This window comes from Streptomyces sp. NPDC050418 (assembly GCF_044458745.1).
Taxonomy (GTDB): Bacteria; Actinomycetota; Actinomycetes; order Streptomycetales; family Streptomycetaceae; genus Streptomyces.
The window spans coordinates 16,092-33,699 of the sequence record NZ_JBITIG010000018.1 but is presented as its reverse complement, the minus strand read 5'-3'; the positions used below and the strand labels follow the sequence as shown (position 1 = coordinate 33,699).

20 protein-coding genes are annotated in these 17,608 nt (G+C 67.2%); 19 read left to right on the top strand and 1 reads right to left on the bottom strand.

All coding sequences use genetic code 11. From position 1 onward, the window contains the following. Nucleotides 1–357: 357 nt before the first annotated feature. From ACIBI4_RS33555 to ACIBI4_RS33520, 8 genes are all read left to right on the top strand, one after another. The gene (locus tag ACIBI4_RS33555; protein WP_399208005.1) at nt 358–711 is read left to right on the top strand and encodes a helix-turn-helix transcriptional regulator; all 354 of its coding nucleotides are present in this window, start codon (nt 358–360) and stop codon (nt 709–711) included. Between the two features lie 171 nt (nt 712–882). Continuing rightward, complete coding sequence (locus ACIBI4_RS33550; RefSeq protein WP_399208004.1) at nt 883–1,215, top strand: hypothetical protein; 333 nt, start codon at nt 883–885, stop codon at nt 1,213–1,215. Nucleotides 1,216–1,234: 19 nt separating this feature from the next. Beyond that, entirely contained in the window at nt 1,235–1,546 is a 312-nt protein-coding gene (locus tag ACIBI4_RS33545; protein ID WP_399206659.1) for a pore-forming ESAT-6 family protein, read from the top strand. 19 nt (nt 1,547–1,565) lie between these two features. Then, nucleotides 1,566–1,976, top strand: coding sequence for a DUF6507 family protein (locus ACIBI4_RS33540; protein ID WP_399208003.1), 411 nt, complete (start codon nt 1,566–1,568; stop codon nt 1,974–1,976). Next, complete coding sequence (locus ACIBI4_RS33535) at nt 1,973–4,612, top strand: hypothetical protein (RefSeq protein ID WP_399208002.1); 2,640 nt, start codon at nt 1,973–1,975, stop codon at nt 4,610–4,612. Before ACIBI4_RS33540 ends, ACIBI4_RS33535 begins: the two co-directional genes overlap by 4 nt. Continuing rightward, complete coding sequence (locus tag ACIBI4_RS33530) at nt 4,609–5,466, top strand: immunity 49 family protein (RefSeq protein WP_399208001.1); 858 nt, start codon at nt 4,609–4,611, stop codon at nt 5,464–5,466. Before ACIBI4_RS33535 ends, ACIBI4_RS33530 begins: the two co-directional genes overlap by 4 nt. An 85-nt stretch (nt 5,467–5,551) precedes the next feature. After that, nucleotides 5,552–5,890 (top strand): hypothetical protein, encoded by a 339-nt coding sequence (locus ACIBI4_RS33525; protein WP_399208000.1) that lies wholly within the window; start codon nt 5,552–5,554, stop codon nt 5,888–5,890. A gap of 54 nt (nt 5,891–5,944) precedes the next feature. Next, nucleotides 5,945–6,382 (top strand): hypothetical protein, encoded by a 438-nt coding sequence (locus tag ACIBI4_RS33520; protein ID WP_399207999.1) that lies wholly within the window; start codon nt 5,945–5,947, stop codon nt 6,380–6,382. 7 nt (nt 6,383–6,389) lie between these two features. Here ACIBI4_RS33520 and ACIBI4_RS33515 read toward each other — a convergent pair whose 3' ends face one another. Continuing rightward, complete coding sequence (locus ACIBI4_RS33515) at nt 6,390–6,806, bottom strand: ATP-binding protein (protein WP_399207998.1); 417 nt, start codon at nt 6,804–6,806, stop codon at nt 6,390–6,392. Between the two features lie 138 nt (nt 6,807–6,944). Between ACIBI4_RS33515 and ACIBI4_RS33510 the strand changes: the two genes are divergently transcribed. The 11 genes from ACIBI4_RS33510 to ACIBI4_RS33460 all read left to right on the top strand — a co-directional run bounded on the left by ACIBI4_RS33510 (nt 6,945) and on the right by ACIBI4_RS33460 (nt 17,601). After that, nucleotides 6,945–7,820, top strand: coding sequence for a helix-turn-helix domain-containing protein (locus ACIBI4_RS33510; protein ID WP_399207996.1), 876 nt, complete (start codon nt 6,945–6,947; stop codon nt 7,818–7,820). 10 nt (nt 7,821–7,830) lie between these two features. Continuing rightward, complete coding sequence (locus tag ACIBI4_RS33505) at nt 7,831–8,127, top strand: DUF397 domain-containing protein (protein ID WP_399207995.1); 297 nt, start codon at nt 7,831–7,833, stop codon at nt 8,125–8,127. Nucleotides 8,128–8,218: 91 nt separating this feature from the next. Next, nucleotides 8,219–8,824 (top strand): hypothetical protein, encoded by a 606-nt coding sequence (locus ACIBI4_RS33500; RefSeq protein ID WP_399207994.1) that lies wholly within the window; start codon nt 8,219–8,221, stop codon nt 8,822–8,824. A gap of 92 nt (nt 8,825–8,916) precedes the next feature. Continuing rightward, the gene (locus ACIBI4_RS33495; RefSeq protein WP_399207992.1) at nt 8,917–9,204 is read left to right on the top strand and encodes a hypothetical protein; all 288 of its coding nucleotides are present in this window, start codon (nt 8,917–8,919) and stop codon (nt 9,202–9,204) included. 100 nt (nt 9,205–9,304) lie between these two features. Continuing rightward, the gene (locus tag ACIBI4_RS33490) at nt 9,305–9,658 is read left to right on the top strand and encodes a hypothetical protein (RefSeq protein WP_399207991.1); all 354 of its coding nucleotides are present in this window, start codon (nt 9,305–9,307) and stop codon (nt 9,656–9,658) included. 403 nt (nt 9,659–10,061) lie between these two features. Further along, nucleotides 10,062–11,990 carry a hypothetical protein gene (locus ACIBI4_RS33485; protein WP_399207990.1) on the top strand — a complete coding sequence of 643 codons (1,929 nt, stop codon included), beginning with the start codon at nt 10,062–10,064 and terminating at the stop codon, nt 11,988–11,990. A gap of 28 nt (nt 11,991–12,018) precedes the next feature. Continuing rightward, the gene (locus tag ACIBI4_RS33480; protein WP_399207989.1) at nt 12,019–13,092 is read left to right on the top strand and encodes a hypothetical protein; all 1,074 of its coding nucleotides are present in this window, start codon (nt 12,019–12,021) and stop codon (nt 13,090–13,092) included. A 287-nt stretch (nt 13,093–13,379) separates the two neighbouring features. Continuing rightward, nucleotides 13,380–13,688 carry a hypothetical protein gene (locus tag ACIBI4_RS33475; RefSeq protein ID WP_093616431.1) on the top strand — a complete coding sequence of 103 codons (309 nt, stop codon included), beginning with the start codon at nt 13,380–13,382 and terminating at the stop codon, nt 13,686–13,688. 202 nt (nt 13,689–13,890) lie between these two features. After that, nucleotides 13,891–14,736, top strand: a complete 846-nt coding sequence (locus ACIBI4_RS33470) for a hypothetical protein (RefSeq protein ID WP_399207987.1) — start codon at nt 13,891–13,893, stop codon at nt 14,734–14,736. Further along, nucleotides 14,726–16,054: a hypothetical protein gene (locus tag ACIBI4_RS33465; RefSeq protein ID WP_399207986.1), complete on the top strand. Its 1,329-nt coding sequence runs from the start codon at nt 14,726–14,728 to the stop codon at nt 16,052–16,054. The genes ACIBI4_RS33470 and ACIBI4_RS33465 overlap by 11 nt, the downstream gene beginning before the upstream one ends. Continuing rightward, entirely contained in the window at nt 16,051–17,601 is a 1,551-nt protein-coding gene (locus ACIBI4_RS33460; RefSeq protein ID WP_399207985.1) for an SCO6880 family protein, read from the top strand. Before ACIBI4_RS33465 ends, ACIBI4_RS33460 begins: the two co-directional genes overlap by 4 nt. Nucleotides 17,602–17,608 lie beyond the last annotated feature (7 nt).

Genomic DNA, 17,608 nt, shown 5'->3' with positions numbered 1-17,608 from the left:
TTGCGGCCGTGCCCGCGACGGCCCGCCTCCTTGATCCTCTCCGCGGCCGCGCACCATGCGCCAGACTCCCGCGGGCCCCGCGGGACCGCCCGCATCAAGAACGCGTCAAGGAAGGGCACATTCCGCCCATACGCCGACAGCGTCCGCGGGCGGTCGCGGGCGGTCGCGGAGGGGGACCGCCCGAAGGGCCGGGCCGCGTGTCGGTCACGCTACCGCCGTCGCTGTTATGAAACCTGGGCTCTCCACACCGCGATACGTCTCGGCGACACGGGCCGCACCACAGCGGACCGCCTCACCGCCCTGGCCCGGCAACTCGACAGCCCAGCGTCCCGAGACGCCGCCGACCACGCCTCGGCTTTGCGTTCCGACGACGGCGAAGCCCTGCGCAAAGTTGCCGCACTTCACCTTCGCAACGGCTCACCGGCCGCCGCGGCCGACGCCCACGGCGCCACCACCTGCCAGGGCTTGCGCACCCCGGCCCTGACCGCCTTCGCCCGCCCCCTCCCCCTCACCCGCCGCGAACGCGAAATAGCCCACCTGGCCGCCGCGGGCCTCACCAACCAACAGATCGCCACGCGCCTCACGCTCTCGATCCGCACGGTGGAGGGCCACTTGTACCGCCTCTGCGCCAAACTGGGCATCACCAGCCGCACGGAACTGAACGCCGCACTGTCGCCACAGCGCGCTCGTCCGGAGCCTGACCTGCCCTGACATCGGTCTCACCCTGCATGGTTCCAGCTCGCCCCCCAATCGCCGCTGCAACTGAGCAGCCGACTATGATCGTCTACTCACGTTGCGTGAGTGACTCATGCGCAGCGTGCGAGCGGCGAGACCGTTGAGGCTCGTCGGACGTGAACGAGATCCACGGGGGTGGGTGCACGTATGAAGTTCGATATGGGCGCGTCGGTGCTGTCGGGTCTGCGGTCGCAGTCGCAGACGTCGAGTGATGATCTGGGGTCGTTGATCCGTCAGTTGATCGCTGCCGCGCAGCCGCTTGAGGGCAAGTTCAACGGGTCGGGTAAGGCGGCTTTTGACTCGTTCAAGCGGAATTCGGATGAGATCACGGCGGCGTTGAACGGGTCGCTGTCGGCGATCCTGGGCGGCCAGACCGGGATGGATTCGGCGTTCGGGACGGGTGATCAGGAGTCCGCGGACAACGCGCGCTCGACGATGGCTGCCGCGAATTTTGATGCTGCTCGCTTCGGCGGACGCTGAGACACGGGGGTTTTGGATCATGGCTTCGAATGGTGACCGTCGCTCGTATGACCTGTCCGCTTCGTCGGATGCGCAGGGCAACATCCAGGGTGTGATCGCGCGTCTGGAGCAGGTGATCACGGACCGGGATCGTCAGGTGAAGGCGGCGATGGCCGACTTCCAGGCCGACGGTGTCTCGGACACGTATCACGACAAGGAGCAGCGCTGGAACCGTGCGTCGGGTGAAGTCCGCACGATCATCCAGTTGCTGAAGTCGACGCTGGAGAAGAACGACGGCACCGCGCAGCAGACCCTGTCGCGCGCGAAGGCCGCTGTCGATTCCATCGGCTGACGGCGTACGGGGGTAGCTGGTGTCGAAGTGGGATATCAAGCCGCAGGGTGTGCAGGGTCAGCTGACCATGACGGGCGAGGCCGCGAAGGAGTTGGCGAGCGCGGCGAAGTCGATGGTCGAGGATCTGATGAGTGCGGCGTCCTCGGCAGGGACGGCGGTGCCGGGCAGTCAGTACAGCGGGCCCATGATCGGACCCGTGCCGGCAGGTACGCCGCGTAACCCGGTGGGCAAGGTGGCCGAGGCACTCAGCACCTACATGGAGGAGCGGCAGAACAAACTCAAGTCCATGGCCGAACGGACCGGGAACTCGATGACCGGGGCGGCTGAGGCCACCAACGCGTATGTCGAGGGGGACTTGGACATGGCGGCGGAGGCACAGGGCAAGGCGCTGAAGACGCCGAAGGTCGATCTTCCGGGGGCGGGCAAGTGAGCGAGACGGCGCTGAACCCGGAGGAGATACCGGAGTTCACCGGCAATCTGGAGCAGTTGGATAAGGACGCGACTGCGGTCTCGCTCGACGGGACGTCGATCGCGGAAGCCGCCTCGAAGGTCGATTCGACGTTTCAGGGGCTGTCTGCGTACTACGAGGCGCCGGAGGCCGAGAAGCTGTTCGCCTCGACGAAGCCGGTCGCCACGGGTGGTGGGGTCTTCGAGGACGATCTGACCACGATCGGCAGCGCGCTGGCCGCGTATGCCACCGAGATCCGACCGATCGTCGACCGCTTCAAGCAGCTGCGCGCCGAGGCCGAGGCGTTCCGTACGTCGATCGCGGATGACGACACGTGGCGCGAGGACGGCGATCTGGTCGAGGAGAACAACAACCGGCGCAGCGCGGTCAACAAAGCCTTCGCCGATTTTCAGGCGGCTGAGCGCACCTGTCACAACAAGATCGTGGCGCTGGTCGGTGGCACGCCGCTGAAGGTCACCGACGGCTCGAAGTCGAAGAACCAGTACGGCTTCCGTGCCGAGGATCTCGATGGTGCGAAGGATCTGCCGTGGGGTGATCCGGTCGAGGAGTCCACGCGCTGGTACCAGATCCACGAGCATGCCTGGGACTTCGGCAAGGGTCTTGTCGTCGACGGTGTCTGGGGCACGCTCAAGGGTCTGTGGACACTGGTCAACGTCACCGACTGGGATTCGTTCTCGCAGGCCTGGACGGGCCTGGCCAAGCTCGCCACCGGCATCGTCATCACCGCCACCCCCTTCGGCACGGCGTACTGGATGGCGCCCGAGGACAAGCTGCCGTCGTGGCTGCGTGATTCACGTACGGCGGTGAAGGAGACCGGGAAGGCGCTGGTGGCCTGGGACCAGTGGGGGTCGAATCCGGCGCGGGCCGCCGGGGCGACCACCTTCAACGTGGTGACGACCGTGTTCACCGCCGGAGCGGGCGCGGGCGTCTCCGGCGCCGGCAAGGCGGGCGCGATCTCGAAGGCCATCTCCGCGGCGGGCAAGGCGGGTCGCGTCATCGACCCGATGACGTACGTTTTCAAGGCCGGTGCCGCGACGGGGCTCAAGGTCAAGGACGTGTTCGCGAGCCTGCGGATGGTCTCCGACGGCACGTACGTCCGTCTCGCGGATTCGACCTTCGAAATCGTCGACCGGCCTGCCAAGTTCGACGAGATCCCTGCGAGCAGCGGGATCACGCGGGAGAACTCGCAGATCCTGCGCGACCCGGAGACCGGGGAACTCGTCGTCTTCAACGCCGAGACCCTGAAGATCCATCACCTCGACGGCTCGGTCAAGGTCGACGATGTCGTACCGCGCGAGGCCTCAGCGGCCGAGCGGGCGGCTGAGGCCGGGGCTCGGCAGCCGGGGCTCGTATCGGTGGGAGCACGTGGTGGGGACCTCACGGCCCAGGCCGGGGACGGACTCGTGCGGACGGGGGACGGCGTCTTCGGTAGTGGCGCTCGCATGGACCTTGAAGGCAACGGAGCCTCAAGGGGCACAGACACCGGATCCACCGGCGGAGCTGTCGACAACGCAGCCGGTGGCGGCGCCCGCGCGGTCGACGGCCTGCCCGGCGGCAGCGTGCCGGACGACCTGGCGCGCGCAGCCGACAACGCGGCCGCCCAGGGATCCGACGGGCTCCCGCCTGGTGGTGACGGCACCCCCGGACCGCACGGTGGGGTCCCGGGAGACCGCTCGCCGCTGGAGCGGCCCGAGCACATGCGTGACGGAAGTAATCCATACGGTCCGGGTGGATCACTCACGCAGCAACAGATCGAGGATATTCAGGTCTATCGCGCGAATACCGAGCCGGGCTATTTCGAGGACTTCTACCGAAGTAACGGAACCCGTAAGGATCTGGGCCTTTACGACGAAAGTGGGCTGACCCCGCCACAGCTCGTCCAATTGACCGACGGCGGGCCATGGGTCCGCGCTCATGATGTACCGGCACCTCCCAAGCCCCGATATCTGGATGCCGGATATCTCCGCTCGGGAGCTGACAATGTGGTAAGCCGCGCCAAGGCAAAGATTCTGCAGCTGGCGGCCGAGGCCCGCCATCACGCCGTCAAGTGGGACAACCTCATGGCGGATATGAAGGCCGAGACGGGCGCTGCGCACGACCTGGCCCGTACGCACGAGTCGGCCGGACTCTGGGCCGAGGCACGGGGCGGTTACAAGGAGTCTCACGCCCAAATGGCCAGCAAGTCGGAAGAGTTCGGCGAGACCGCGGCCGAACACGGCTACATGGCCGAGCATCGCCCGGGCTTCACCCGGGAGCCGCTCCTCGGTCCGAAGAACGGCAACGACCAGTTCGATCAGGTCTGGCGGCACGAGGACGGCCGCGTGGTCGTCATCGAGGCGAAGGGGAGTCCTGATGCGGATTTGGGGAGTCGGCGGCTGCCGGATGGCCCACGCGTTTCCCAGGGAAGCCGAGAGTACTTCCTGGACATTGTGAGGGTCATGGAACGGCGAGGCGAGACCAAGCTTGCATCCGCTCTTCGTAGCGCCATGGATCATGGGAAGTTGGAATACACGGTGGTTCGCGGCGAGCGAAATGCCGGAACGTACACTGGTTACCAATACCGTCGGTTCGATATCAGCAAGGGGACCCTTCCGTGACCGTACACATCGAGCGGCATGATCTGTCCGGTGACATGCCTGAACCTGGTGAGCTCGCCGTGCGGCTGGATGAGTCAGTCGCCGAAGGGCTCGAACTCTCGGCCGAGATGCTTCCTTCCACGTTCGGCACGAGCACACTCGCGTATGAGGCGCGCTGCGTCGTGGATCCTGTGGCAGCGAAGGCCGAGACGTGGGATGCCGTCGTCACGTCGATGCAGATCGGTTCCGCGATGTTCGCGGTCACGCAGCAAGGCGAGGGCACCGTCGAGTGTCGGATCGCCGGGAAGATGCGGACGCTTGAAGCCCTCGGACCGCGTACCTTCGCGCACTCGGGCAGCTGGCTCAGTGCGTTCTACCTCGCCGCGATCTGCCGCGAGCAAGACCGCATGACCCAGCTCTGCCACGTCCCGATCGAGGGGATGCGGGCCCTTCCCAGCGAGACCGACGAGGTTACCTACCTCTGGATCGACACCCTCCAGACGTACTGGCTCCAGCGCCCCGGTCTGGTGGAAAAGCTCACGGCCACGTTCGAGGCATCCACCCCAACAGCCGCCCACACGCTCCCCCGCGACCTCCTCCAGGGCATCATCTATCCGCCGATCAACCTCTTCTACCGGCTGATCACCCGCGACCACGCCGCTTTCAACACCGGCCTCGAAGAGGCGCTGAGGCTCCACAAGACGTACTGGACCCTCACCGACGACCGCCGCCAGGACATCGACGGCGCCATCGCCCTCGCCCCACTCGCCATGGCCGGCTGGGCCTTCGACGGCGACTTCCCTCTCAAGGTCGAATCCGAGTACCTCCCCAAGCACCTCCTCCAGCACAGTTGGCTGGGCGAATATCCCACGTGAGCTCGCCCCAGGCAGCGGGATTGGCTGGGAGAGCTCCCTACCTGAGGCAGCACGGCACGAGTCGGAACTCACCCCCGGAGTGCGTGTGAGGATCGCAGGCTTCTACCAGGAATTCTGGTCTCCGGCCTTCGGTGTGCCGACGGGAGCGGTGACGGAATTCCTTGCCGCATCGCCCTACCAGGACGCAGACAGGATCACGGCATACCTCCGCTCCGGTTACGAGATGATCAGCGCGATGGGCATCACACGCGATCTGCTCGGCTCAGGTGAACAGTTCGCCGGTGGCGACTCCCTCTTCACCGACGGCGAGTGGCTGTGGCGTGGTGACACCTGGCACTACGTGTGTCTCCATCACATGCGGCTCCCGGAAGAGTTCCTTGCCCGCGTCCGGGACGACGACTACGTGATTCCGGCGGTGGAGTAGCCACGGCTTCTCGAGGTCTCCTCCTACCTTCAGAAGCGGTGGTAGCAAGACTCCATGAGCGACCTCTATGAGCTCCAACTTTCCCTGGACCTTCCCGCAGATCTGAGCGACGACGAACTCTCGTCATTGCGCCGGCACTTGGGCGTCGAGGGCCACGGCCCCTCCGTCGACATGGACGACCCGGACAACTGGCCCCTGTTCTCCGAGCGCGGTCCCGCGTCACGCATCGGCGGCATCCTCACCGGTGATCTGCAGCAAAGTCCGCGCGGATGGTCTCTCACCGTTCGGCAGGAAATCCATCCCGACGGGTTCTCGCCGCTGGACTCCCTGCTGACGTGGCTAGGTTCTCGGACCACCACCATCGGGACCGTGGGGTCCCTCCGCTTCCTGGAGGAGGACGTCCCCGATCTCTTCGTCGCCGAGGCCGGTTCCCTCACGCGGGTCACGCTGAAGCAGCAGCACGCCGAATCCACTTTGCTGCCCTACGAGTAGGTGTACGTCACGGGGCGCACTCCGCCCACAGGTACTTGCCGGGGTGGCGGAGGGTGTACGCGCCGTACCGGTCGGCGCAGGCCTCCACGAGGAGGAGGCCCCGGCCCGATTCGGCACCCCCGGCCGGCGGGTTCGGGTCCGCACCCGTGAACGGGGGCGGGACCTGCGGGTTCGCGTCCCATACGCCGACGCGGAGGCGGCCGTCGGGGCGGGCGCCGATACGGAGGCCGTACGGGCCGTCCGCCCCGTGCAGGTGCGCGTTCGTGACGAGTTCGCTCGTCAGGAGTTCCGCGGTGGGGGTCAGGTCGTCGAGCCCGTACGTGCGGAGGATGGCGCGGAGGGTGGCTCGGGCGATACCTGGGGCTCGGGGGTCGTGGGGTAGTTGGAGGGTGTACGCCCACCCCTGTGCCGTTACGGTTGACATCAACATCTCCGATCTCGTGGGGAGTTGGCATCCGGTGGCACTGCCGCGGCGTCCCGCGGTGCACTTCCGGGTGGTAGGCCTGGCAGTAAGCTAGCGGCTGGTCTATAGATTTAGACCGCAGCGCCGCGGTGACCACTCATGTGGGTGACGAGGAGTACCAGCGTGGGCATGAGGAGCAACCCGACGGGCCGCCAACTCCGCCTGGGGCGAGAACTACGGAAGCTTCGTGAGCGATCTGGCCTTACGGCCACCGATGCCGCCGAGCTGATCGGCATCAAGGCGAATCAGGTCAGCAACATTGAGGCCGGCCGTCACGGCGTGAGCGCCGATCGCGTACGGGCGATGGCCTGCCATTACGCCTGCCCCGACAAGGACTTGATCGAGGCCCTGGCCGCAATGACGACCGAGCGCAGGCGGCAGTGGTGGGAGGAGTACCGCGAATCGCTGTCCGCAGGTCTGCTCGACCTCGCAGAGATGGAGGTCTACGGGTACGGCTTCCGCACCGCGCACACCTCAGGGATCCCGGGCCTGCTGCAGACAGCCGAACACGCACGGGAAGTGTTCCTCCAGGTAGTGCCGGAACTGTCTCCCAAGGAGATCGAGCAGCGCGCGTCGTTCCGGCTCAAGCGCCAGGCCGTGCTCTTCCACGGCAACTCGCCCCACTATCAGGCGATCATCCACGAAGCCGCCCTGCACATGCGCTTCGGCGGACGTGACGTCGCCCGCCAGCAGCTCAAGCACCTGCTGAAGATGGGCGAGCACCCCAACATCTCCATCCAGGTGCTCCCGTTCGACGCGGGCGGCTACCCAGGGGCGGGCCAGCCCGTGTACTACGTGCAGGGCCCCGTTCCCCAACTGGACACGGTCCAGCTGGACCAGTCCCACGGGGTCACGCTCCTTGACGCCGAGGCCCAACTGATCAAGTACCGCACGGTGCTTGACCGTCTGGCCGCCCTGAGCCTCATCGAGCTGGAATCACGCGCGCTCATCCAGCGCATCATCCGCGAACTCTGAGGGGATACGCATGAACTGGCAGAAGTCCTCGTATTGCGGCGAAGGCGAGTCCTGCGTGCACGTAGCACGCGAGGGCGCAGTCGTCCTGCTCACCGAGAGCGCCGACCCGAGCGGGGCCGTGCACCGCATACCGCCCCATGAGTTCGCGAGACTCGTCGCCGACATAAAGTCCGGGGCGAACCAACCGCTCCCCACCCGCGAGGGAACGGTTCACCTCGGCCCAGTCACCACTACTGCCCCCAAATGGCACGCCTTCCAACAGGGCGTCCTGAACAGCGAGTTCGACCACCTCACACACCCCGCGTAGAGGTCAGATTTGTCCAAGCAGCGTTGGCCGTACACCGGTTAAAGTCCCCTCTTCCCGTCCCAAGCGGGACGCGTACTGGGGAGGGCAGCGCATGTCACAGAACATTCCGGCCGCCACCGTCGCCGCCGCGGAGCAGCGGAATCTCGGCGCGCACAAAGCCACCCACCTGCCCGAGAGGCCGGCGGGCGACGCGCGACGGCTCGATGAGTTCGAGCGGGGCATCGTCGCCGAGTTGAACAACGGCGATCTGTTCGCCGCCTCGTGGGGCAAGCTGCACGTGTATCAGCTGACAGACGGCCGTAACCTGCCCCGCTCCCATGTCTTCTGGCTCCACGAGGCCGGCGGCGGCAGGGTCCACCTCGGCGACTGGCCGGGCGACGTCCGCAGCCTCATCCTGCAGGGCGTATGGCAAGTGTGGGTGCCCTGGATCGTCAACCAGGCTCTGGAGGGCAAGCCGTACGAATTCATCGTGGATGCACGCAAACCCAAGAACAATCTCGGCGTACGGGCCGAAGGTCTGCACATCAAGGGACGGGTCTGGCCCTGGACAACGATCCGCAGCATCGAGTTCACCGCCGGGATGTTCTACGTGAAGGTGAACGGCAAGCTGAGCCCGCTCGCCTACAACATCGGCGGCGTCCCCAATGCCCACGTACTGCTCGCCGCCTCACAGGCACTGCACGCACAGGCCTCCTGACCTCCGCAGGGCCCCACCCCTGCCCCGGAGTTGACGGGACGCCCTCGTAGGACACAATCTCCCCGTCCGCATGCCGCACCCGGGGGGAAGCCATGGCCATGAAGCAGATCCCGCTCACCGTCACCGCCGAGCAGGCCGCCACCGGCACCGACCTGCACGTGCCGTTCGCCGGGCAGACCCACACGTTCCGGATTCCGCCCTGCAGCGAGGGTGATCTGATTCCGGCCTACGTGGCCGGGCAGGAGGTGCGGCTGCGGGTGATCATCGTCAAGGACCGGTCGCTCTCGCCGCGCGCCCAGCGCTTCGGGCGGGTCCTGGGGATCACCGCGGGAGTCATCGGCGTCGTGCTCGTCGTCGTCACGCTCGTGACGATGAACTGAAGGACGGGCCGCGAGCGACGGATGCGCCCCCCTTCCGTCGTCGAAAGGAAGCATTTCGTAGGGTGCAGGTAAAGGATCACCGTCGACGGGGGAGCGCGCCGTGACCGATACACCCTTGGCCCCAGCCGATCTCGCTTCCACTCCCGCGCAAAAGAAGAAGGCCGCCAACGCGATCGAGCAGCACCTCGAACCCGACACGGCGCGGGACGGCAAAGCCGCCGAGGAGAGTACGGACGCGGCCGTGAAGGAGTTCGGCGCCAACGACGGAAAGGGCTGGGATACGTCCCGTGCCCTGAAGAAGGCGCACGAGACGTGGGAGAAGCAGGTCAAGGCACTCGGCGGGCGCCTCGGCTCGGAGAAGGCCGCCCTGCGTCAGACGACCACGCTCTTCACCCACCAGGACATCGGCATCGCCAACGCGGTACGCGCCTCCTCGGCCTTCGACTCGTACTGAGCGGTCCACGCCGAGGCCCGAGCCGGCCAACGCCGAACCGACGCCGCCACACCGCAGAGTTCCACGGGGGAACGAACCATGCCGACGTACCACGAGATCATGACCACCGACCTGTCCAAACTCACCTCCGCCGCGGAGAAGTGGGACGCCATGGCGGGGAAGTTCAAGGACCTCGAGGACATGTACCGGCGGGACGTGCACGGCATCTCGCTGGGGCAGAGCTGGCAGGGCCTCAGCGCGACCGCGGCCAACGACCGCTTCGACGTCACTCTGAACGAGTACATGGCCGCGCAGAAGGAAGCCAAGGCGATCGCGGCGCTGCTGCGCGACGCGCACACCCAGTTCACCGACCTTCGGCCGGGTCAAGTCGGCCCGGGCGGACGCGGTCAAGGCGGGCATGGCGGTGTCCGACCAGGGTGTGGCGCGCTTCGACTTCGCGAACGCCGATCCGGCGACGGCGAACGCCGCGCGGCACGACCCCGGTCTGAGGGACACCGAGTCGTACTGGTCGAGCCATATCCAGCGTGCCGTCAAGGCCGTCGACGACGCCGATGACGGGGTCAAGATCGCCCTCGAGGCCGTCGTCATCGATACCGACATGAAGGACGGCACCTTCAACGGCTTCAACTCCGGTGCCAAGTCGGATGTCGAGGAGTACGAGGCAGAGCACGCGAAGGAGATCGCCACCCGCATCAACGGCGGCGAGAAGGTGTCCGCCGCGGACATGGCCGAACTCAAGCGCACGTTCCGGGACAACGCTGACAACAAGGAGTTCAGCCGCACCTTCCTGAACAGCCTCGGCGCGGACAACACCCTCAAGTTCACCAACAGGCTGAGCGGTCTCGCGTACTCCGAGGACAAGGACCACAAGAAGGACTACCTAGGCCTGCAGAAGGGCCTTGCCACCACCCTCGCCACGGCGACGAAGGACACGGACTCGAAGTTCTACCGCGACTTCCGCGCTGATCTGCAGAAGGCCGGCGTCCAGAAGTTCACGGTGGACGGCCTCAGCCCGATCCCCGACGAGAAGGTCCGCGGCTACCAGAGCCTCGTCACGCTGATGCAGCAGGGAGACGGCTATTCCGGGCAGTTCCTCAAGGACGTCGCGGGCGACATCCGCAAGGCCGAGGAATCGTACGCGGCGAAGGGCAACACGGAGTCGATCTGGGCTCTGCGGGACGACTTCAGCGGCAAGGACCGCGGCTGGTTCGCCAACGATCCGCTCGACGGCGTTCTCGACGTCATGTCCGAGGATCCGAAGACGAGCACCGCGTACCTGGATCCCGCGAAGAACGACAACTTGCAGTACCTGATGCACGAACGGGACTGGAGCACCGTCATCGACGGCTACGCGACCCCGCCCGGCGGCACCACGGCCGGCATGCCGATCATGGCCGACGATGCGGATGCCCGATCCGGTCTGGGGCTCGCCCTGGAAGCCGGCACGACAGGCCGTGAACCGAATACGACCAGCCCCGGATTCGGCCACCACTCCGAGGCGCAGGCCCGCATCATGCACGACGCCATCAATTACCTGGACTACGGCCACGCCGACGGGACGTTCGGCGAGGACAAGGATGACCCGCGCGTCGCCAATGCCGACAATCTGCTGGCCGAGGATGGCTACGCGGCGATGAGGGAACCGCTCGCACGGGCCCTTGCCGACTACGCGCCGGACACTGTGGGCATCATCGACGGCAGCGCTCCGGGAGGCCGCTCCGGCGAGGGCGACTCCTATGCCAAGGGGGATGAGTCCCAGATCCAGAACAGCAGAGGCAGCCTGCTGCGGGTCATGCGAGGAGTGTCCGAAGCGGACGACGTCTCCAACTTCGAGGTCATGTACCAGGCACAGCAGGGCTACATGTCGCAGGAGATGCTGACCCGCGACTTCCCCAACGATCACAGCGTGACCAACGCGGCCCGGAAGTTCGGCGAGGTCACCGGCGCTCTCAACGCCGTCGGCGGCGATGTGAAGATGGACGTCCACGACGACCGCATCAGCGAGGCCTCCGACACCAGGTTCTACGGGTACCACCTGGGCGGCGGCCTGGTCACCAACATCCCGCTGGTCGGCGACGCCACCCAGCGCATGGTGGACGTATCCCTCAATGAGTGGCTCTCGACCGTCCAGGCCGAAGAAGGCGCCCTGACCAGGGACGAATTGAGCAGGAACAACGACCTGGCTCAGGACAACCTGGATCAGTACTTCACCGAGTGGGGCAAGGAGAGAGACATCGATTCCGACCTCGCCGGAGCCGCGGCGGGCGAGGCCGGTCAGAGCTACACGTCCGGGCGGGAAATGGCATACGAAGCACTGCGGTCCCGCTCCTGACCCCCATCGAACCGAAAGTCCCCCGCACATGAGCATCCGTATCCGTAAGAGGACGGCCGTCGTCCTCGCGTCGGCAGCCCTCCTCGTCGCCGCCTCGGCGACGTCCCTCCACCTGTGGTGGAACACCGACACCTTCGGTGCGGAGCGTTTCTGCGACGACGCGCTGACGTCGTCCGGCATCGGGGACGCGCTGGACGGCTCCGGCCGCCTCTCCGAGGTCAGCTCACAGAACGCACCCAGCGGACCGGAGTTCACATGCTCCGTGGAGCGCACGAGCCGCTTCATCGGCGCGGACGAGCTGCGGCTGACAGTCAAGACATCAACCGGCAAGGGCGCCTTCCCCTTCACCACCGCCGTATGGAAGGAGCCCGCTGCGCGCTCGTACTTCACGAACGGAGCCGTCTCCGATACCCGCGGCTACGCGATTTTGCCGAAGGCCTGCTGGAACAAGGTGGGCGCCATTCAGGGCAGCCGCGTGATTCCCCCCGGCACCAGCGACGGCCAGGAAACGGTGGCCTTCATCGAGGCCGTCGTGGACCAGGGCGAGGCCGACCGCGCGGGTCTGGCCCGCCTGCTTTCCCGTACGGCGGAGAAGGTCGCGCGGGAAGCCGGCTGCTCCGGTCCGGAGGTGGCCGGACCCGGTGAGCTGAGCGCTCCCGGGGCCACGCGTGCGACGGACGCCCGGAGCGTCTGTGGTGTGGATGGCTTCGCGCTGCCGCCCGGCGCGCTGGTCAAGGGCAAGGCCGAACCCGGCAAGGAGCAGCTGACCGGCTCCCCTGCCGTATGGGCATGCGACCTGCGACTGTCCGGCGACAGTCAGGCCGCGCTGTCCTTCTCCGCCACGTCCAACCCCGCCATCATCGAGGCGGTCGCCGCGAAGGACGACTTGCGGAAGCTTCCTGACGGCAGAGGCGTGGCCGGACCGGACGAGGCCGTGCTGCGCTGCGAGCAGGGCGACGTGTACTTCGCCGCGAACCGGAACTTCGAGTACCGCAGCATCCTTCATGATGCGACGGAGAGCCCGTCCGCCCGCGGGAAGGTCCGCAGAGACACCTTCCAGGCCTTCCTCGACGCCGCAGGCAAGAAGTTCGGCTGCAAGTAACGAGCGAGTTGTCGAAAGGGCACGACCGGCCCCGCCACGGAGCTCATTGCCCCACGTCACCACCCGTGATACACAGAGTGACCATGCGGAACGTCGTATACCGCCCGGTTCTCCCCGATGGGGAGCGCCGGGCGGTATTCGTCGGTCCGGCACGTCTCCGGGACAACACTGGCAACTGATGGCCGTAAGTCGACATGCGTCGGGCAAATCTCGGAGACAATGATGCCTGGCCTCTGCGCACCGGCAGGGGGTGCCGAACTACCCATAAGGGGCGGTGAGTTACAGACATGCTTCTGGCAGCCGAGAAAGGCGACATCACCACCATCATCGGCGGGATCGCCCCGGACTGGGGGCCCTTCGGGAGCCTGGGCAACGAAGCGCGCGTGATGATCGAAGTGGTCATGGCCATCGCCATCCTGATCTGTCTCGGGATCGCGATCTGGGGCGCCGCGAAACAGCGCATCGGAGCCACGGCCCTGCGGGACACGTTCAGCGCCGAGCAGGGCAAGGGGTTGATCGTCGCGGGACTGACGGGCGTCTTCATCATCGGATCGCTCGGCACCGTCTTCACCATCGTGTACGGGATGGCCGTCTAGCCGCCCCTGCCGTACCCGGGTTCGCGGTCGCCGGCCGGGGCACCACCGACTGTTCCCGGCCACTTTCCCCTTTCATCCGTCGTGCTACCGGCTGAGGTTGCGTCTCCCTGATGTCCAGTCACCATCCCGCGCCCGCGGGGCAAGCGGCACGGCTACCGTCGTACTGCGCGGTTCTGCAATCGGTTGAGGGGGCTTACGCGTCATGAGTCTGGGCGGCGACGACGGTTCGTACGACGACGGCGGTACGTATGACGTCGGCGGTACGGGAACGACGCGGACGCATCTGCCGGACGCCGGCGACGCCTACGCCTCCCCGCGCCGCCCCGCCCGGTCCTCGCGGTCCCTGGTGACGGTGGTGGGGGTGGTGGTGCTGCTGATTGCCGCCATCGCCTTTGCCAATCAGGGGGGTGGGGAGGGGAGCGGTGACGGCTCGGGGTCGGACGGGTCCAAGCCTGGGGGGAATCCGACGGCTGCGTCCGGGGAGAAGCCGGTGTCCGGAGATCGGGCCGGCATCCCCTCAGGTTTCGCGCACAACGCACAGGGTGCGCAGAGTGCTGCCGCGAACTACGCGGTGGTGCTGGGCGGCGACGGCATGTTCAACACGGCCACTCGCCACGAGATCGTCGACACGCTCTACACAAAGCAGGCCGTGGGCGAACTCAAGGGCCCGATGGACAAGGCCTACTCGCCGGAGTTCCTGGCCAAGATGGGGTTGGACGAGAACGGCAAGGCCCCGGAGGGCAGCACATTCGTATCCCGGACGATGCCGGTCGGCACGAAAACCGTGAAGAGCACGGCCGACAGCGCCACTGTGGAGGTCTGGTACACGGGCCTGATCGGTATGTCGGGCACCAACTCGACTGACCCCGTCCGCACTACGTGGAAGACCTGGACGTTCGAACTGACATGGTCCGACGACGACTGGCGCATCGTGAAGGACAACCAGACGGACGGCCCAACTCCGGTTCCTGGCGATGAATCCGCGTCCACGTCCAAGGAGATCAGCGAGGCCGTCGAGGAGTACGGAGGGTTTACGTATGCCCGGTAAGAGCCCTCGAATCCGCTCGCTGGTGGCAGCAGTCGTGACCATTCAGACGGCCACACTTCTGCTCGCCACCCGGGCGGTGGCGGCCCCCGAACCCGACGACAACCCGTGCGACCTCCTCATCGGACCCGCGAAGAAGTACTGCGAAGAGGGCGAGTCCGGCTCCGGAGACGCCCCCAAATCCCCCGCCGACGACGCCCTCAACACCCTCGACCCCCTGAGCTCCCTCGCCAAGGGCTGTGCCGACGCCGCGTCCTGGACGATCGACAAGCTCAGCGGTGCCGTGTCGAAGACCGCGGAAGTGGACTTCACGAACGACAAGTTCCTGCAGCAGTACGCCGTCGTCTTCGCCGCCTCCACCGTCCTCACCCTCCTCCTGTGGCTGCTCGCCGTCGCCAAGCGCGCCGTGCGCGGGGTGCCGTTGAACACGGCGATCGGGGAGGCCATCGGGTTTCTGTGGCTGACCGTGCTGGCCTCCGCGTTCACGCCGCTCATCCTGTACACCGTGGTCTCCGCGACCGACGGGATCACCGATGTCATCGCGAAGTCGACGGGCAACCAGACCGACGCGTTCTTCGGAACGTTCTCGGAGGCCCTGAAGAAGGGCGAGGACATCGGCGGCGGGCCGATCATGCTGATCGTCGTCTCGCTCGTGTCGATCCTCGCCGCGGGCGTGCTCTGGCTGGAGCTCGTCATCCGGGCCGCCCTGCTGTACGTGGGCGCGCTGCTCGGGACCGTCGTGTACGCCGGGCTCGTGGACAAGAACCTCTGGAGCCATGTGCGGCGCTGGGCCGGGATCATGATCGCGGTGATCCTGGTGAAGCCCGTGATCGTGATCGTGCTGGGTCTGGCGGGTGCGCTGAGCGACGAGGACGGGCCCAACGCGTTCTCGGCCGTCGTGTCCGGGCTGAGCATCATCCTGCTCGCCATCTTCGCCAGCGCGATGATCTACCGGTTCGTGCCCGGCTTCGGCGACGAGATCGCCGCGGGCCGCAACAACCGGATCATGAGCGGCGCCGAGAGCAAGGCCGCCGCCGTGATCTCCTCGCCCGCCGCACTCGTCTCGCAGGGCATCAAGACCCACAGCACCCGCGGCCGCGGCGGCGACAACAGCCAGGCACGGCCCGCCAACCCGGCCTCCGGCGGTGTCGCCGCGCACAGCTCGCGCGGCGGTTCGAACGGCGGCGGATCTGTCCCCTCCGCCGCTCCCCCGCCCCGTACGACCCCGAGCACGGGCACCCACAGCTCGCGCCGGGCCGCAGCACCCGCCCGCACCACCGCAAGCCGCTCCAGCAACCGCCCAGGAGGTGAAGGGCGTTGACGACCCAGTCCCATACGGTCACGCCCCGCCGCACCTATCTCATCGGCCGCGCCCGGCCGAACGCGATCGTCGGCAAGAACCGTGAGACCGGCGAGATCGCACTGATCATCGCCGGTGCGGGCCTCGGCATGATGTGCGGGCTGCTCGTGCCCGTGCTCAGTGCGCGGATCGTGCTGCTCATGGGCTTCCCGCTGCTCGCTATCGCGGCCGTGTACGTGCCGTACAAGGGGCGGACGCTCTTCAAGTGGTTCGAGATCAACCGCAGTTACAAGCGGACGCTGCGCCAGGGCACCGCGTACCGGTCGGGTGTGCCGGAGGCCGGGGTGCGGATGGACGGGCGGGAGATCGAGGTCGGGCCGCCGCCCGGGATCGGGCGGATCACCTGGCTCGCGGCGCCGTTCGGGCCCGATGAGATCGCCGTGCTGCTGCACGCGGACCGCAGGACCGTCACCGCCGCGATCGAGATCGAGGGCCCGGGTGTCGGGCTGCGCGACTCCGAGGACCAGGAGGCCCTGGTCGACCGCTTCGGCACACTGCTCAAGCACGTGGCGAACGGCGACGGTTTCGTCACCCGGCTGCAGATGCTGGCCCGTACGCTCCCAGCCGACCCCGACGCGCACGCCAAGGACGTCACCGTACGCGGGGACGAGAAGTCGGCCGTGTGGCTGCGGGACTCGTACGAGCAGCTGCAGTCGATGGTGTCCACGAGCAGTGAGCAGCACCGCGCCTATCTGGTGGCGTGCATGCACTACAACCGGGAGCTGGCCGCCGAGGGCGCCGCGATGGCGCGCGCCACGCGGCCGCTCGCCGGCCGGAAGATCGACAAGGACGCCGGGCTCGCGGTCGTCATGGCGCGTGAGCTCACCGACATCTGCTCGCGGCTCCAGGAGGCCGACATCCGGGTGCGCCAGCCGCTCGGCCAGGGGCGGCTCTCCTCGCTCGTGCACTCGATGTACGACCCGGACCACCCGATCGACCACATCCAGGCCATGACGAAGCGCAACGCGTGGCCGGCCGAACTCGACGCCCGCGAGGCCACGTACCTCCAGGCGAAGACCCGGGAGTCCTCCACGCGTGCGCCCTGGTGCCATGCGACGGCCTGGGTGAAGGAGTGGCCGATGACGCCGGTGGGCGTCAACTTCCTCGCGCCGCTGCTCGTGCACACCCCGGACGTGATCCGCACGGTCGCCGTCACGATGGACCTCGAACCCACCGAGATCGCCATCGAGCGGATGCTGACGGAGAAGACCAACGACGAGGCGGAGGCCTCGCGCCAGCTCAAGATGAACCGGACGGTCGACCCGCGCGACATCGCCGCGCACTCCCGCCTCGACCAGCGCGGCGAGGACCTCGCCAGCGGCGCGGCCGGGGTGAACCTCGTCGGCTACATCACCGTCTCGTCCCGCAACCCCGAGGCGCTCGCCCGCGACAAGCGGACGATCCGGGCCTCGGCCGGAAAGTCGTATCTCAAGCTGGAGTGGTGCGACCGCGAGCACCACCGGGCCTTCGTCAACACGTTGCCGTTCGCGACCGGCATCCGCCGATAGGGGCCCG

Coding starts and splice junctions, on each gene's coding strand:
- ACIBI4_RS33550 (WP_399208004.1), top strand. CDS start 883: ATGAAGTTCGATATGGGCGCGTCGGTGCTGTCGGGTCTGCGGTCGCAG.
- ACIBI4_RS33545 (WP_399206659.1), top strand. CDS start 1,235: ATGGCTTCGAATGGTGACCGTCGCTCGTATGACCTGTCCGCTTCGTCG.
- ACIBI4_RS33520 (WP_399207999.1), top strand. CDS start 5,945: ATGAGCGACCTCTATGAGCTCCAACTTTCCCTGGACCTTCCCGCAGAT.
- ACIBI4_RS33515 (WP_399207998.1), bottom strand. CDS start 6,806: ATGTCAACCGTAACGGCACAGGGGTGGGCGTACACCCTCCAACTACCC.
- ACIBI4_RS33510 (WP_399207996.1), top strand. CDS start 6,945: ATGTGGGTGACGAGGAGTACCAGCGTGGGCATGAGGAGCAACCCGACG.
- ACIBI4_RS33505 (WP_399207995.1), top strand. CDS start 7,831: ATGAACTGGCAGAAGTCCTCGTATTGCGGCGAAGGCGAGTCCTGCGTG.
- ACIBI4_RS33500 (WP_399207994.1), top strand. CDS start 8,219: ATGTCACAGAACATTCCGGCCGCCACCGTCGCCGCCGCGGAGCAGCGG.
- ACIBI4_RS33495 (WP_399207992.1), top strand. CDS start 8,917: ATGGCCATGAAGCAGATCCCGCTCACCGTCACCGCCGAGCAGGCCGCC.
- ACIBI4_RS33480 (WP_399207989.1), top strand. CDS start 12,019: ATGAGCATCCGTATCCGTAAGAGGACGGCCGTCGTCCTCGCGTCGGCA.
- ACIBI4_RS33475 (WP_093616431.1), top strand. CDS start 13,380: ATGCTTCTGGCAGCCGAGAAAGGCGACATCACCACCATCATCGGCGGG.
- ACIBI4_RS33470 (WP_399207987.1), top strand. CDS start 13,891: ATGAGTCTGGGCGGCGACGACGGTTCGTACGACGACGGCGGTACGTAT.
- ACIBI4_RS33465 (WP_399207986.1), top strand. CDS start 14,726: ATGCCCGGTAAGAGCCCTCGAATCCGCTCGCTGGTGGCAGCAGTCGTG.